Raw genomic sequence first — 14,573 nt, 5'->3', positions numbered from 1 at the left:
GATCGGACATATCCGGAGGTGTCATCGCGGCAGTGCACCTTGGAGTTCGGCGCGCAAGGCCGGCGTGAGCACGGCGCCCGCGCGATCGACGAGCAGGGCCATCTCGTAGCCGATCAGGCCGATGTCGCACTCCGGCGACGCCAGCACGGCCAACGAGGAGCCGTCCGAAATCGACATGATAAAGAGGAAACCCCGTTCCATTTCCACGACCGTCTGGGTCACGTGCCCGCCCTCGAAGATACGGGACGCACCCTGGGTCAGGCTGGTCAAACCCGATGCGACGGCGGCGAGCTGATCCGCCCGGTCGCGAGGGAAGCCCTCGGACAGGGCGAGCAGCAGGCCGTCCGCGGAGACCACGACCGTGTGCGACACCCCGGGGGTGTTGTCCACGAAGTTCGTGATCAGCCAGTTCAGGTTCTGCGCGGCCTGGCTCAACGACTTCTCAGTCATGCCTGCTCCTGGTTGTTCTCGTCACGAGGCCGAGGGGCGGATCCCCCGGACCCGGCGGTGCGACCCTGCTGGATGCCCCGGCGGAAGTTGGTCAGTCGCCCGCGAACCTCGTCGGGCGACCGGGACAGGCCCGGAGCGCCCGGCGTGGGCCGGCCCGACTGCTCCTGACGGGTGCCGGGTGCGGCAGGACCCGCACCCGGGTGGCCCGGGGCCTGAGCCCCGCCGGACTGCTCGACGCCGCCCGGCACCAGGTTGGCGCGGGGCACACGGCGAGGCAGGCCCGCTCCGGTGGTGCCACCCGAGGACGGCTCGCGAGCGGCCTCCGCCGCGCGCCAACCGTCGTCACCGGCCGAGTACCAGCCGGACTGCTGACCCTGGGGGCCGACGGCGGGTGCGACCGCGGGGGACTGCTCGACAATCTCGTCCGGTTCCGTCGGCGTCCCGAACATGTCGGTGGCGGGCTGTTGACGCCCTCCACCGAAGGCCGGGGCCTGCTCGACCGGTGCCGGTGCCTGCGGCGGGTTGGTCGCCATCGGCACCCGACGGTCCAGGTTGCTGAGCGGACTCGCCTCGGCCTCCTGCTCCGGCGCGGCCTGCTCCCCGCCTCGCGGCGTGGAACGGACCTGCGCGGCTCGCATCCGGCCGCCACGGTTGCCCTGGCGGTGGAACCAGTCGGATTCGAGCGTGTCGAAGATCGGCAGCCTACCGTCGTCGCCGGTGCTCGGCGGCGCACTCATGTCCAACTCGGACGGAGCGGGCAGTTGTTCGGCGCTTTCCGGCACACCCACCGGCGCGAAGGGCGAGCCCTCCGAGCGGCCGGGTCCCACCGGTGCGAACGGCGAGGCCGCCGGCCGCACATCGCCCTGCGGACCGCGTACCTGCTCGGCCCGGGTGTGCTCGTCCTGTTCCTGCCGCGGGGGCTCGGGGCGAGCCTGCGGGGCGAGACCGCGCAGTACCGGCAGCGAGTCCCCGGTCGAGGGCAGGTCGCCGTCGAGGGGAGTGCGACCGCGCTGCGGCAGTTCCTCCCGACGGGTCAGTTCCTCGCGGCGCGGCGTCTCGTAGCCGGTCGGCACCTCGGCCGGCGGCGCAACGGGCTCCAGCGACTGCGGTGCCACCGGGGTGAGCTCGTCGTATTCGGTGCCCCACGGAGCGAGCGCACGCTCGTCCTGCCGGGGCGCGAGCTCCGCACCCGGGCGGCCGAACGGCTGCGCGGGCTGCTCGTAGCCGCCCCGGTCGATCTCGGTCCCGGGCTGCGGCTCGTCGGCGTACGGCGAACCGAACGGCGACGCGAACTGCGAGGTGTCACCCCCGCGTCCGGACTCCTCCAGGGGCTGCGGCGGGGCCGGGAACGAACCGGTGTCCTGCCCGTACCGCGGCTGCAACGACTCGGCCTCGTGGCCGTCGTCGCCGGTGCCGAACATCGGCGCCGAGGGCGCGGCGGGGAAGACTCCGGCGCGCGGGTCGTCCGCGTGCGTCCGGTGCTGCGGCGGCTGCGGCAGTACCGGCGCGAACGGGTTGTCCTCCCGACCCGGCGTGGCCGGCGGCGGCGAACTCGGCGCGCGGTGCGCACCCGTGCTGGTGACGCCCGGTTCGCTTGCGAACGGGTTCACCGTGCCCGGGTAGGGCGTGTCCGTCCCGACCGAGCCGTCCTGGAAGGACGGGGCCGCGAAGGACTGCGTGCTGCCGTAGGAAGGCTCCTGCTGAACCGGAGGCTGCGCGGGCCGGCCGTCGGTGTTGCGGTTGTTGCGGGTGTCGGGAGCGTTGTTCGGCTGCGGGGCCTGGTTGACCGGCTGGGCCGGTGCCTCGGCGCCCCGCTGCGGCAGTTCGCGTCGCCGGTTGCGCTCCTCGGCCCGGCTGCCCACCCGGGGTCCGGGCAGGGCCTGGGCGACCGGCGCGGCGGCGGGCAGTTCCTCGGTCCAGCCGGAGACGGCCGCCGCGGTCTTGTCGCCGCCCTTGCTCCAGCCGTCGCCGCCACCGGGGCGGTCGCCCTGGATGAGTTCGATCGGGAGCATGACCAGCGCGGTGGTACCGCCACCCTCGCCCGGCCGGAGCTGGACGCGGATGCCGTGCCGGGTGGCCAGTCGGCCGACCACGAACAGACCCATGCGGCGCGAGATGGACACGTCCACCACCGGCGGGCGGGCCAGCCGCTGGTTGGCGTCGGCGAGGTCGTCGCCGGTGAGCCCGATGCCGTTGTCGTGGATCTCGATCAGCGCGCGGCCGTCGGGGAGGATGTGGCCGGTGACGCGCACCTTGGTGTGCGGGCTGGAGAAGGTGGTCGAGTTCTCCAGCAACTCGGCGAGCAGGTGCACGAGGTCGTTGACCGCGCGGCCGGCGATGTCGGTGGTGGGCAGTGCGCCCAACTCGACTCGCTCGTACTGCTCCACCTCGGAGGCCGCGGCGCGCAGCACGTCGACCAGCGGGACCGGTCGGGTCCAGCGGCGGCCGGGCTCTTCACCCGCGAGCACCAGGAGGTTCTCACCGTTGCGGCGCATACGCGTCGCGAGGTGGTCGAGCTTGAACAGGTTGGCGAGCTGGTCCGGGTCCGCCTCACGGTTCTCCAGGTCGGAGATGAGCGCGAGCTGACGCTGGATCAGGCTCTGGCTGCGGCGCGAGAGGTTGACGAACATCGCGTTGACGTTGCCTCGGAGCAGGGCCTGCTCGGCGGCGAGTCGCACGGCCTCGGCGTGCACCGCGTCGAACGCGCGGGCCACCTGACCGATCTCGTCCCGGGACAACACGCCGATCGGCTCGATGGCCAGATCCACGTCGCCGGGATCGGACTCGGAGAGCCGGCGCACCGTCTCGGGCAGTCGCTCCTCGGCGACCTCCAGGGCGGAGCGGCGCAGCGTGTTCAGCGAGCGCACCAGCGACCGCGCCACGATCACACCGAGCAGGATGGTGATCAACAGCGCGCCGACGACGAGGATCGTGTTGATCAACGCGTCGGTACGGGCTTCGTCCCGCAGGTCCTTCGCGGTGGCGGTCAGCTTGAGCCCGAGTTGGGCCTCGACCTGACCGAGCGCGCTGATCTTGTCGGTGGACAGCGTCCACCACTCCTGCGTGGTGAAGTCGTTCGCGTTCTCCAGCCGGGCCAGGCCGTTCGGCTTGTTGTTGGAGGCCAGCGCGGCGTTGACCATGCTCTTGAAGAGCTGGAACCGCTCCTCGACCGCGGTGATCTTGTCCCGGCTGACGCTGGCCTTGTAGACCGTGCTCCAGTCGGAGGGCGCGACGCTGGTGAAGCCGCGAATCGCGTTCTGCTCGGCTTCGTTGAGCCGGGCGAGCGTCTCGCTCGCCTCCAGCGGGATCTCGTTCGGCTTGAGGCCGTACGCGATCACCGCGGCGCGCTGCGAGGACGCGTACGCCTTCGACTCACCGAACGAACCCAGTGCGCGGGCGCCCTGGATCAGGTCGGGGTCGCGGGTGACCTCGGGCGCCTCCTGGTTGATCTGCAGGAGCTGCAGAATCATCTTGTTGTAGGCGTCGACCGTGCTGCGGGTGCTCGTGCGGAAGGCGTCCTGACGGGTGCGGTTGAGCTCCGTCAGAGAGTGGCCGATGTCCTTGAGCGTGGCACCGAGCACCGGCATCGAATCGGTGTTCATCTTCGCGACGGTCGCGTTGTAGACGGTGACCTGGTCGTCGGTGGTCTTCTTGGCCTTGTTGACCTCGGCCGTCAGATCCGACGAGGGAGCCACACTCGCCTGCGCGAGCAGGTCGCGTTCCTGCTCCAGCCACGTGGCCAGCGTCGAGGCCTGATCGATGATGGCGGCGGCCTTTTGCACCGTGTCCATCTCGCGGGTCTTGTCGATCGACGACTGGATACGCAGGCCACCGAGCAAAGCGGCGACCACGACCGGGAGCAGGAGCAGCGCGGTGATCCGGGTACGGATGCGCCAGTTCCTGATCGAGAACAGCAACTTGAACCGGGACGGTGCCGCCCCGGTGGGCCGGGCTGCCCCGGCGCCGGCTAGGGAGTCCCCGACGGGGTCGGAGGTCTCGTTGGCGTCCTGGGGTCCGCTGGCTTGCTGCGGGGCTCGCACCTCCGGCGTGGAAGGGCCGGCCGTGGCCGGGGCCCCTGCGGAGTCGTGCTGCTTCTTCCGACGTCCCTGCACTAGCGTCGCAACCTCTTGTGACCAGTCGTTAGACCCGCCGGTAAGGCGAGGCTCGTGTGCGTAAATCCGCTGGATTCGCGTTCTTCCCAGGGCACCTCGGCCGCGTTCGCGCGCCGAGATGAAGGAACTCCGCTTGTTGGGAACCACCCCCGTGGTCGCAGGCATTTCAGCACAGCCACGGGGCCGCAACAAGATAGCGGGGTCCGGACATAGAACCATTGCAACCGGTCTTGGCGGTTAACCCGCTTCGTGGGGTAAACAACCGGTATTAAGGGACGAGCGAGGGCAAAATGCCACACGTTTGTCGAGGTTCCGAGGAGGTGAAAATCACATATTGATGTCCCGGTTCGAACACCTGGTGTAAACCGTGATGTGCAGTCGGTGATCGAGGCCGGCGGGTGACCCGTGACCACCCCTGACGTAACCACGGGTAATCTTGAAGGACAAGGCTGCACCCTGCATGCAGTTGTGACGGTGCCCCGCATGCGGCACGAGGCGAGAAAGAGCGAGAACCGGGAATCGTGGACAACATCAGCACGCACCGCGCCAGCACGGCCAATCCCAGGCGTACCCAACTGGACGTGGTCCTGCCCCGCCAGCGCGTGGCCGAGGCGGCGGTGGGGACGTCGGTGATCGCCGAGGTGCGGACCGCGAACCCCAGGCGCACCAACCTGATGGACGTCCCGCCGGCGGACGCGCGCGGCTGACCCCGCACCACCCACCGAGGCGCTCCGCGCCCGCGTAGCCTTGGGCACGTCTCGTACGTGTCTCTTCGGCAAGGGTGACCCATCTTGCGCATTGCCAGGTTCTCCACCGACGACTCCGTCTCCTTCGGGGTGGTGACCGGCGACGCCGACCGACCCGAGTCGCTGGTGGTGCACGCCCTCGCCGGCCACCCGTTCGGCGAACTGCGGCCCACCGGCGCCCAGCACGCGTTGTCCTCGGTCCGTCTGCTCGCGCCCGTACTGCCGAGCAAGGTCGTCGCGATCGGCAAGAACTACGCCGCGCACGCCGCCGAGATGGGCTCGGCCGTCCCCGACGTGCCGATCACCTTCCTCAAGCCGTCCACGTCGGTGATCGGGCACGGCGACGGCATCGCCTACCCGCAGATCTCCGACGACGTGCACCACGAGGCCGAACTGGCCGTGGTGATCGGCCGGATGTGCCGGGACGTGCCCGCCGAGCGGGCGGCCGAGGTGATCTTCGGCTACACCTGCGCCAACGACGTGACCGCGCGCGACCTGCAACGCGCCGAGGGCCAGTGGGGCCGGGCCAAGGGCATGGACACCTTCTGCCCGCTGGGCCCGTGGGTGGAGACCGACATCACCCTGGCCCAGATCGACGAGGGCGAGGGCCTGACCGTGGCCTGCACCGTCAATGGCGAGGTGCGCCAGGCCGGCAGCACGGGACAGATGATCCGCACCGTCACCGAGTTGATCGTGCACGTCACCCAGGCGATGACCCTGCTGCCCGGCGACGTGCTGCTGACCGGCACCCCGGCGGGCGTCGGTCCACTGCACGTGGGCGACCGGGTCTCGGTCACCGTCGGTGGCGTCGGCACCCTGACCAATACCGTGATCAAGCGCGGCTGAACCCGGCGCGCGCGGGCAATCATGGGCGGGACATCCCACTTGTGACGGTTCGAACGAGGGTCCGGTAACCCGTTTTGGTCACGCGCGCCTCATCGGGTAAAGTTCTTCTCGTGCCGCCCCGCAAGGGACCGGCGCGGAGCGAAGTCCTCGCAAAAGCCCCCGGGTGCGGCGAAGGACCGAGCAATGGGGTATGGGGTAATTGGCAGCCCGACGGTTTCTGGTTCCGTTAGTCTAGGTTCGAGTCCTGGTACCCCAGCTGCATCGTCTCCGGACGATGTCGCTGGAAGAAGTTCATGATTGATGATCTGGCCCCGTTGTGTAGTGGCCTAGCACGTCGCCCTCTCAAGGCGGTAGCGCGGGTTCGAATCCCGTCGGGGCTACCAGATCAGCCGTTCGCCGCTTCCCTGGCACGCGGCATCACACAGCAGTACGAGGCCCCGTTGTGTAGTGGCCTAGCACGTCGCCCTCTCAAGGCGGTAGCGCGGGTTCGAATCCCGTCGGGGCTACCTCGAAGAAGAAGACCTCTCGCAGTCGCGGGAGGTCTTCCTCGTTTTCCGGGACGCAGGCGCCGGACACCGGTGCAGGGCCTGCCGGTTCGGGTCTCGATCGTGGTACGTGGTGCGGTTCCCCGGACGCCGCCGGGCGCCCGGGGAGCGGGGCGGTCAGACCTCCACCTGTGCCCGGCGCAGTGCGTCGGACAACTTGGCGGCGGCCTCCATGACGGCCTGCGCGTGCAGGCGGCCGGGGTGCCGGGTCAGTCGCTCGATCGGGCCGGAGACGGACACGGCGGCCACCACGCGGTTGCTCGGACCGCGTACGGCGGCCGAGACCGACGCGACGCCCGGCTCGCGCTCGCCGATGCTCTGCGCCCAGCCGCGGCGGCGCACGCCGGAGAGTGTGGTCGCGGTGAATCGCGCGCCCTGCAGGCCGCGGTGCAGCCGCTCGGGTTCCTCCCAGGCGAGCAGGCACTGGGCGGCCGAACCGGCCTTCATCGGCAGCGTGCTGCCCACCGGGACGGTGTCGCGCAGGCCGGAGAGTCGCTCGGCCGCGGCCACGCACACGCGCATGTCGCCCTGGCGCCGGTAGAGCTGTGCGCTCTCGCCGGTGATGTCGCGCATGTGCGCGAGCACCGGGTGCGCGGCGGCCAGCAGCCGGTCCTCGCCGGCCGCGGCGGCCAGCTCGGCCAGCCGCGGGCCGAGCACGAAGCGCCCCTGCATGTCGCGCGCGACCAGACGGTGGTGTTCCAGGGCCACCGCGAGTCGATGTGCGGTGGGCCGGGCAAGACCGGTTATGGCGACGAGTCCCGCGAGCGTGGCAGGACCGGCTTCGAGCGCGGCCAGCACGACAGCGGCCTTGTCGAGAACGCCGACTCCGCTAGAATTGTCCATGCCTTGATATTGCCGTCTCGGATTACGAGACGCAAGTCCGCGACCGAGGCCGGTGCTGGCACAGTGGCGCAACGCGCCGAACCCGAGCACCGGAAGACAGCCGGGAGCCGTCGGGAGCGGGGACGCGTCAGCGCGTCGACCGCGGATACGGAATCAGCCGCACCCGCGCGACACAGGACATACAGCGCCGGCAATGGCGCCGGCCGGAGGGACAGCGATGGGACGGACACTCGCGGAGAAGGTCTGGGACGCACATGTGGTGCGTCGCGCGGAGGGCGAGCCGGACCTGCTCTACATCGACCTGCACCTGCTGCACGAGGTGACCAGTCCGCAGGCGTTCGACGGCCTGCGGCAGGCCGGTCGGCAGGTTCGTCGGACCGATCTGACGATCGCGACCGAGGACCACAACACGCCGACGCTCGACGTCGACAAACCCATCGCGGACCCGGTTTCGCGCGCCCAGATCGAGACGCTCCGCAAGAACGCCGCCGAGTTCGGGGTCCGGATCCACTCGCTGGGCGACGTCGAGCAGGGCATCGTGCACGTGGTCGGCCCGCAGTTGGGACTGACCCAGCCCGGCATGACGGTGGTCTGCGGCGACAGCCACACCGCCACCCACGGCGCCTTCGGCGCCCTGGCGTTCGGCATCGGCACCAGCCAGGTCGAGCACGTGCTGGCGACCCAGACGTTGCCGATGGCGCCGTTCAAGACGATGGCGGTCACCGTCGAGGGCGACCTGCCCGAGGGCGTGGGCGCCAAGGACCTGATCCTCGCGGTGATCGCGCGGATCGGCACCGGCGGCGGTCAGGGCTACGTCATCGAGTATCGCGGCCAGGCGATCCGGAACCTCTCGATGGAGGGCCGGATGACGGTGTGCAACATGTCGATCGAGGCGGGTGCCCGGGCGGGCATGATCGCGCCCGACGAGACCACGTTCGCGTACCTGAACGGCCGGCCGCACGCCCCGCAGGGCGCCGACTGGGACGCGGCGGTGGAGTACTGGACGGGTCTGGCGACCGAGGCGGACGCGGTGTTCGACAAGGAGGTCGTGATCGACGCGGCCGAACTGTCACCGTTCGTCACGTGGGGTACCAACCCCGGCCAGGGCGCGCCGCTGGGCGAAGCCGTGCCGGACCCGGTCGCGATCGAGGACCCGGTGGAGCGCGCGGCGGCCGAGAAGGCGATCGCGTACATGGGTCTGACGGCGGGCCAGAAGCTGCGCGACATCGCGGTGGACACGGTCTTCGTCGGCTCGTGCACCAACGGTCGGATCGAGGACCTGCGCGAGGTGGCCGACATCGTCAAGGGCCGCAAGGTCGCCGACGGCGTACGCATGCTGGTCGTTCCCGGCTCGGTGCGGGTCTCGCTGCAGGCCGTGTCCGAGGGCCTGGACAAGGTGTTCACCGACTTCGGTGCCGAATGGCGCTACGCGGGCTGCTCGATGTGCCTGGGCATGAACCCCGACCAACTCGCCCCCGGCGAGCGCAGCGCGTCCACCTCCAACCGCAACTTCGAGGGGCGGCAGGGCAAGGGCGGCCGCACCCACCTGGTCTCGCCGCAGGTCGCGGCCGCGACCGCCGTGCTGGGCCACCTGGCCGCACCCGCCGACCTGAGCACCGCAGGAGTCTGAGCGATGGAAGCCTTCACCACCCACACCGGAACGGCCGTCCCGCTGCGCGAGAGCAACGTGGACACCGACCAGATCATCCCCGCGCACTGGCTCAAGAAGGTCACCCGCGACGGCTTCGAGGACGGATTGTTCGAAGCCTGGCGCAAGAACCCGGAGTTCGTACTGAACCGGCCCGAGCGCGCGGGCGCCACCGTGCTGGTGGCCGGCCCCGACTTCGGCACCGGGTCCTCGCGTGAGCACGCGGTGTGGGCCCTGCAGAACTACGGGTTCAAGGCCGTCATCTCGGCCCGGTTCGCGGACATCTTCCGGGGCAACTCGCAAAAGGGCGGTCTGCTGACCGTCGTGCTGCCGCAGGAGACCGTCGAACGCCTGTGGGCGTTGACCGAAGCCGACCCGACCGCCGAGATCACCGTGGATCTGGTGGGCCGTCAGGTGCGCGCGGGCGAGCTCGTCGCCGACTTCGAGATCGACGACTACACGCGTTGGCGGCTGCTCGAAGGGCTGGACGACATCGGTCTGACCCTGCGTCACGAGGAGGATGTCACCTCGTTCGAGGCGACCAGGCCGACCTGGCTGCCGCGCACCCAGCCGGTGGGCTGATCGGCAACTCCCTTACGCAGTAGGCAAATCTGCGAGGATCGAACGGCGGGACGCGGTTGCGTCCCGCCGTTCGCATGTTCGGTGTCCGCCCCCGAAGGGCGCCCCGTTGTGCCCATAGCCGGATGAGCTGTCACAATTGCGGTGTGGAGCACCAAGGCCGACACGTGAACGAGTTCGAAGAAGTGGAACTCTTCGCCGAACTGGCCACCCGGTTGAAGGTCGCCCACGCCCGGGTGCGTAGGCTCCGACTACCGAACGAGGCTAAAGTGGCGCTAATACGCCGCTTGTTGGTCATCACCGACGCGGCAAAGCATGATTTGGCGGACGCCTCGCGGCGACTGACCAAGCTCATGGACGAGTTGGACGCGGGGCCCGCGAGTTCGCGGGACACCGCCGAAGCCTGAATCCGTTGCGACACAAGGGTGATTCGCCCGTTCGGTAATTGCTTCGGCACTTTTGGATGCTTAGCGTGCCCAATGCCGGCTGAACTGTCCCGGCATCGGTTTCCGAAGGGGAAGACGTGAACAAGGCGCAGCTCGTCGAGGCGGTCGCTGACCGACTGGGTGGCCGCAAGGCCGCCGCAGAGGCAGTCGATGCCGTCCTCGACACCATCGTTCGTGCGGTCACGGCGGGAGACCGGGTGTCCATCACGGGCTTCGGCTCGTTCGAGAAGGTGGACCGTTCGGCTCGATACGCCCGCAACCCGCAGACCGGTGAGCGGGTGCGCGTCAAGAAGACCTCGGTGCCGCGCTTCCGCGCGGGCCAGGGCTTCAAGGACTACACCAGCGGGACCAAGAAGCTCCCCAAGCCCAACGTGAAGAGCGCGGCCGCCAAGAGCAGCCCGACTCCGCGCGTGGTCGCGACGGACGCCACGGCGCCCGCCGCGAAGGCGACGACCCGCAAGGCGACCGCGGCGAAGAAGGCACCGGCGAAGCCGGCCACCTCGCGCGCCGCGGCGGTCAAGACGCCTGCCGCCACCACCCGCAAGACCGCGGCGGCCGCCAAGACGACGGCGGTTGCCAAGCCCGCCGCCAAGAAGGCGACCAAGGCGCCCGCCACCAAGGCGCCCGCCACCAAGGCGCCCGCCACCAAGGCGCCCGCGACCAAGGCCGCGACCAAGCCGGCCGCGGCGAAGAAGGTCACCGCCAAGGCCGCGACCAGCACCGCCAAGGCCACCACCACCAAGGCCGTCAAGAGCACGCCGGCCGCGGCGAAGGCTCCGGCGACCAAGGCGAAGGCGACCAAGGCCGCGCCGAAGGCCGCGACCGCCAAGCCGGCCGCGGCCAAGCCCGCCGCTGCCGCCAAGGCGCCGGCGACGAAGAAGCCCGCTACCAAGCGCGCGGCCAAGAAGGCCTGACGCGGCGGATTTCCCGAGCCGGCGAACCGCCGGACGACGGCGACGGGCCGGAACCCACACGCGTGGGTTCCGGCCCGTCGCCGTGTCCCGATCACGGGTCGGTGCGGTCGCCGGGCGCCGGCGTCGAACTCAGCGCAGCGGATCAGGCAACGTGTACAGCGTCACCAGCACCACTCGATCACCCGTCGCGTCCATGGTCATCCGCACCCGTTGGCCGGGCCGCAGGAAGCGCATTCCGCCGGCGTCGAACGCCGCCGCGTCGAAGGGCACGGGAGAGCCGTCGTCGAGCAGCACGACGCCCTCTCGCGAATCGGTCTCGAAGGTGTACACGGTGCCCTGCATGCCCTCATTGTGACGGCTGCCGCGCCGCCCGCCGATCCGACGCGGCGTCAGGAAGCGGCGGCCCGAGGCGAAAACGGCACGGACGGGAGCACCGCGGCGGTGGCCGTGCCGACGCCGAGCGCGATCGCGGCCCGCAGATCCTCGCCGGTATCCACGTCTCGGCGCACCGAATCCACGTCGTAGGGCGTGAGTTCGACCGCTCCCGAGGCCAGGTGCCGAGCCCGCGAGCGACCCTCGAAGCCCGGCGCCAACGACACTCCCGGCGCGGCGGTCAGCAACGTGGTGCCCACCCCCGCCGCGTCCGCCAGGAAGGCCCGCCGCGCGAACGTCGCGGCGGCCAACACCCGATCCAACTCCTCGGCCCGCAAAGCCGGAAGGTCGGCGGACAGCGCGGCCACCCCGGTCCGCGGTCGTGCCGCGCCGGCCGACCGGGCCCCGTGCGCGAGCGCGGCGTTCAGGCCGCCGCCGACGTCGGCCAGTACGTCCGCGCCGAGCGCCCGGATCGCGCCGGCGACCCGGACGTCGTCGGTGACCACGAGCACACCGTGCACGCGCGGGCAGGTCAGCGCCGCCCGCACGGTGTCGAGCGCGAAGGCGAGGGCGAGTTCGGGGCGATGGCCGGGACCGATCGTGCCGGCGAGGCGGCTCTTGGCGATCGACAACGGCTTCACCGGCACCACGAGCCGCCACGCGCGCGTGCCGGAGGGTGCGGTGCGACCGTTTCCGGCGGGCCGGCGCCGATCGGTGGAATCCGTGGCGGGGGACATCGGCAAGATCCTCGCATCCGTACCGTAAGCCCATATCCTCGTCGGTCGACGAGGACGTTTCTCGACAATGCGGAAGGCCCGGGGGAAACTATGGGGTCCGCGTGTACAGAATCGATGTTCCGTCAGAATCGATGTTCCGCGCTTCTCGCGGGGAACGTCGATTGTGTGAGGAGCGACACGGCAGCGGAACTCCACAGCGGGACTTCCGCGTCGACACGCACAGATCTGAAACACATGAACGGGAGGAACGCCGGTGGCCCGCCGAAGGATCGGTTTCTGGTACCGCCTGGCGGTCGTGGTGATCAAGCCCCTGTTGTTGCTGTTCACCAAGCGTGACTGGCGGGGCACCGAGAACATCCCGACGTCGGGCGGGTTCGTCACGGCGGTGAACCACATCTCCTATGTCGACCCGCTGACCTACGCGCACTATCAGTACGACAGCGGCCGGGTGCCGCGCTTCCTGGCGAAATCCGGCCTGTTCAAGATTCCCTTCGTCGGCCGGGTGCTGGCCGGCGCCGGCCAGATCCCGGTCTATCGGGACTCCGCCGATGCCGCGCTCGCGTTCCGCGCGGCGGTGGAGGCGGTCGAGAAGGGCGAGTGCGTCGCGGTCTACCCGGAGGGCACCATCACCCGGGACAAGGACCTGTGGCCGATGCCGGGCAAGACCGGCGCGGCCCGGATCGCGCTGAGCACCGGCGCCCCGGTCATCCCGATCGCCCAGTGGGGCGCACACGAGCTGTTGCCGCCGTACGGCAAGCGCCCGCGCCTGCTGCCGCGCAAGACCATGCACATACTGGCCGGCCCGCCGGTGGACCTGGACGAGTTCCGCGGCCGTGAACTGACCTCCGACGTGTTGCGCGGGGCGACCGATCGCATCATGGAGGCGGTGACCGAATTGTTGGCCGAGCTGCGCGACGAGCCCGCCCCGCCGGACGCCGGCGTGCGTCGGGTGTCCGGCCGCCGGTCGGAGGCCGGGATCGAGCCGGTCGAGCCGGACCCGGTCGAGCACGACCTGATCAAGACGGGCTCGGTCGAGAAGAGCCTGGTCGAGCAGGTCGCCCGGCCGGAGCCGAGCCACGCCGAGCCCGCGCGCAAGGACACCGCGAAGGTCGAGACCGAGCACCCGGTGGGCGAGCGCGCCGGGACCGAGCACACCGAGGATGGCCGCGCATGACGCGCTGCGCGGTATTCGGCATGGGTTCCTGGGGCACCGCCTTCTCGATCGTGCTCGCCGAGGCGGGTTGCGACGTGGTGATGTGGGGCCGGCGCCAGGAGATGGCCGACGCGATCAACGTGCGGCACGAGAACGACGAGTACCTGCCCGGGATCGCGCTGCCGGTTGGGATCCAGGCCACCACGGACGCGGCGAAGGCGGCCGAGGGTGCGGAGTTCGTGGTGCTCTCGGTGCCGTCGCAGACGTTGCGCGGCAACCTCACCACGTGGGCGCCGCTGCTCTCCGACGAGGCGATCCTGGTCAGCCTGATGAAGGGCGTCGAACTGGGCACCGCCAACCGGATGAGCGAGGTGATCCGCGAGGTCACCGGCGTGCCCGAGGGCCGGATCGCGGTGGTCAGCGGGCCCAACCTGGCGCCCGAGATCGCCCAGCGCCAGCCCGCCGCGAGCGTGGTGGCGTGCGTCGACGAAGAGGTCGCCCGGCGACTCCAGGCGGCCTGCCACACGTCCTACTTCCGCCCGTACACCAACACCGACGTGGTCGGCGCCGAACTCGGCGGCGCGGTCAAGAACGTGATCGCGCTCGCCGTCGGGATGGCCGACGGCATGGGCATGGGCGACAACACCAAGGCCACGCTGATCACCCGAGGGCTGGCCGAGACCGCCCGACTGGGCGCGGCGATGGGTGCCGACGCGCACACCTTCGCGGGCCTGGCCGGCCTCGGCGACCTGGTGGCCACGTGCACCTCGCCGCTGTCGCGCAACCGCACGTTCGGCGAGAAGATCGGCCGCGGCATGCCGATCGAGGAGGCCGTACGGGACAGCCGACAGATCGCCGAGGGCTTCAAGTCCTGCGAATCCGTGCAACTGCTCGCGCGGCGGTACGGGGTGGAGATGCCGATCACCGACGTGGTCGTCTCGATCATGCACGGCGGGAAGCCGCCGTCGGTCGGCATGGCGCTGCTTTCCCGCTCGGCGAAGCCGGAGCGTTAGGGCGCTGCGCGCGGTGGTGGCCGTGCCGCCGGTGGCCTCCGGCCGTTCTCCTCGCGGGTTCGTCGATCATCGGTCGACGATCGAGTCCGCGGGCGCCGACGCGCCGGGGGAGCGGCCGGGGGCGTCGCGGTGTCCGGCTCGGTCGGTGGTTGGTTCGGTCGCGGCGCGG

Annotated in this window: 13 protein-coding genes and 3 tRNA genes; 11 read left to right on the top strand and 5 right to left on the bottom strand. The window is 70.6% G+C overall.

The features are described from left to right. Positions 1–21: 21 nt before the first annotated feature. Positions 22–450, bottom strand: coding sequence for a roadblock/LC7 domain-containing protein (locus tag ABZ374_RS14655; protein WP_020553297.1), 429 nt, complete (start codon positions 448–450; stop codon positions 22–24). Beyond that, positions 447–4,367 carry a nitrate- and nitrite sensing domain-containing protein gene (locus ABZ374_RS14650; protein WP_360310709.1) on the bottom strand — a complete coding sequence of 1,307 codons (3,921 nt, stop codon included), beginning with the start codon at positions 4,365–4,367 and terminating at the stop codon, positions 447–449. The genes ABZ374_RS14655 and ABZ374_RS14650 overlap by 4 nt, the downstream gene beginning before the upstream one ends. A gap of 716 nt (positions 4,368–5,083) precedes the next feature. Between ABZ374_RS14650 and ABZ374_RS14645 the strand changes: the two genes are divergently transcribed. The 5 genes from ABZ374_RS14645 to ABZ374_RS14625 all read left to right on the top strand — a co-directional run bounded on the left by ABZ374_RS14645 (position 5,084) and on the right by ABZ374_RS14625 (position 6,660). After that, positions 5,084–5,269 (top strand): hypothetical protein, encoded by a 186-nt coding sequence (locus tag ABZ374_RS14645; protein ID WP_360310707.1) that lies wholly within the window; start codon positions 5,084–5,086, stop codon positions 5,267–5,269. Between the two features lie 84 nt (positions 5,270–5,353). Then, positions 5,354–6,154 carry a fumarylacetoacetate hydrolase family protein gene (locus ABZ374_RS14640; RefSeq protein WP_360310705.1) on the top strand — a complete coding sequence of 267 codons (801 nt, stop codon included), beginning with the start codon at positions 5,354–5,356 and terminating at the stop codon, positions 6,152–6,154. A gap of 184 nt (positions 6,155–6,338) precedes the next feature. After that, positions 6,339–6,410 (top strand) — tRNA-Gln (locus ABZ374_RS14635). Positions 6,411–6,461: 51 nt separating this feature from the next. Then, a tRNA-Glu gene (locus tag ABZ374_RS14630) sits at positions 6,462–6,537 on the top strand. A gap of 50 nt (positions 6,538–6,587) precedes the next feature. Next, a tRNA-Glu gene (locus ABZ374_RS14625) sits at positions 6,588–6,660 on the top strand. Positions 6,661–6,816: 156 nt separating this feature from the next. On the opposite strand, the gene ABZ374_RS14620 is transcribed toward ABZ374_RS14625, so the two are convergent. After that, the gene (locus ABZ374_RS14620; protein WP_026218813.1) at positions 6,817–7,542 is read right to left on the bottom strand and encodes an IclR family transcriptional regulator; all 726 of its coding nucleotides are present in this window, start codon (positions 7,540–7,542) and stop codon (positions 6,817–6,819) included. 217 nt (positions 7,543–7,759) lie between these two features. On the opposite strand from ABZ374_RS14620, the gene leuC reads away from it, so the two are divergent. The 4 genes from leuC (at position 7,760) to ABZ374_RS14600 (ending at position 11,129) form a co-directional block, all read left to right on the top strand. Then, positions 7,760–9,172, top strand: a complete 1,413-nt coding sequence (gene leuC / locus ABZ374_RS14615) for a 3-isopropylmalate dehydratase large subunit (RefSeq protein ID WP_360310703.1) — start codon at positions 7,760–7,762, stop codon at positions 9,170–9,172. Between the two features lie 3 nt (positions 9,173–9,175). Further along, positions 9,176–9,772 carry a 3-isopropylmalate dehydratase small subunit gene (leuD, locus tag ABZ374_RS14610; protein ID WP_360310701.1) on the top strand — a complete coding sequence of 199 codons (597 nt, stop codon included), beginning with the start codon at positions 9,176–9,178 and terminating at the stop codon, positions 9,770–9,772. 164 nt (positions 9,773–9,936) lie between these two features. Continuing rightward, complete coding sequence (locus ABZ374_RS14605; protein ID WP_040877248.1) at positions 9,937–10,176, top strand: hypothetical protein; 240 nt, start codon at positions 9,937–9,939, stop codon at positions 10,174–10,176. Between the two features lie 116 nt (positions 10,177–10,292). Further along, positions 10,293–11,129, top strand: coding sequence for an HU family DNA-binding protein (locus tag ABZ374_RS14600; RefSeq protein WP_360310699.1), 837 nt, complete (start codon positions 10,293–10,295; stop codon positions 11,127–11,129). A gap of 129 nt (positions 11,130–11,258) precedes the next feature. Here the strand turns inward: ABZ374_RS14600 and ABZ374_RS14595 are convergent, their stop codons facing one another. Both ABZ374_RS14595 and cofC read right to left on the bottom strand, forming a co-directional pair. Next, complete coding sequence (locus ABZ374_RS14595; RefSeq protein ID WP_360310697.1) at positions 11,259–11,471, bottom strand: hypothetical protein; 213 nt, start codon at positions 11,469–11,471, stop codon at positions 11,259–11,261. 47 nt (positions 11,472–11,518) lie between these two features. Beyond that, entirely contained in the window at positions 11,519–12,238 is a 720-nt protein-coding gene (cofC, locus tag ABZ374_RS14590) for a 2-phospho-L-lactate guanylyltransferase (protein ID WP_360310695.1), read from the bottom strand. 253 nt (positions 12,239–12,491) lie between these two features. Here cofC and ABZ374_RS14585 point away from each other — a divergent pair, with 253 nt between their 5' ends. Both ABZ374_RS14585 and ABZ374_RS14580 read left to right on the top strand, forming a co-directional pair. Beyond that, entirely contained in the window at positions 12,492–13,412 is a 921-nt protein-coding gene (locus tag ABZ374_RS14585; RefSeq protein WP_360310693.1) for a lysophospholipid acyltransferase family protein, read from the top strand. Next, positions 13,409–14,404, top strand: a complete 996-nt coding sequence (locus ABZ374_RS14580) for an NAD(P)H-dependent glycerol-3-phosphate dehydrogenase (RefSeq protein ID WP_360310691.1) — start codon at positions 13,409–13,411, stop codon at positions 14,402–14,404. The genes ABZ374_RS14585 and ABZ374_RS14580 overlap by 4 nt, the downstream gene beginning before the upstream one ends. Positions 14,405–14,573: the final 169 nt, after the last annotated feature.

The sequence above is a fragment of the Embleya sp. NPDC005971 genome (assembly GCF_040629175.1).
In the GTDB taxonomy this organism is placed as follows: Bacteria; Actinomycetota; Actinomycetes; order Streptomycetales; family Streptomycetaceae; genus Embleya.
The sequence above is the reverse complement of the archived record's forward strand: the minus strand, read 5'-3'. Positions and strand labels throughout refer to the sequence as shown.

Coding starts and splice junctions, on each gene's coding strand:
- cofC (WP_360310695.1), bottom strand. CDS start 12,238: ATGTCCCCCGCCACGGATTCCACCGATCGGCGCCGGCCCGCCGGAAAC.
- ABZ374_RS14580 (WP_360310691.1), top strand. CDS start 13,409: ATGACGCGCTGCGCGGTATTCGGCATGGGTTCCTGGGGCACCGCCTTC.
- ABZ374_RS14595 (WP_360310697.1), bottom strand. CDS start 11,471: ATGCAGGGCACCGTGTACACCTTCGAGACCGATTCGCGAGAGGGCGTC.
- leuC (WP_360310703.1), top strand. CDS start 7,760: ATGGGACGGACACTCGCGGAGAAGGTCTGGGACGCACATGTGGTGCGT.
- ABZ374_RS14655 (WP_020553297.1), bottom strand. CDS start 450: ATGACTGAGAAGTCGTTGAGCCAGGCCGCGCAGAACCTGAACTGGCTG.
- leuD (WP_360310701.1), top strand. CDS start 9,176: ATGGAAGCCTTCACCACCCACACCGGAACGGCCGTCCCGCTGCGCGAG.
- ABZ374_RS14620 (WP_026218813.1), bottom strand. CDS start 7,542: ATGGACAATTCTAGCGGAGTCGGCGTTCTCGACAAGGCCGCTGTCGTG.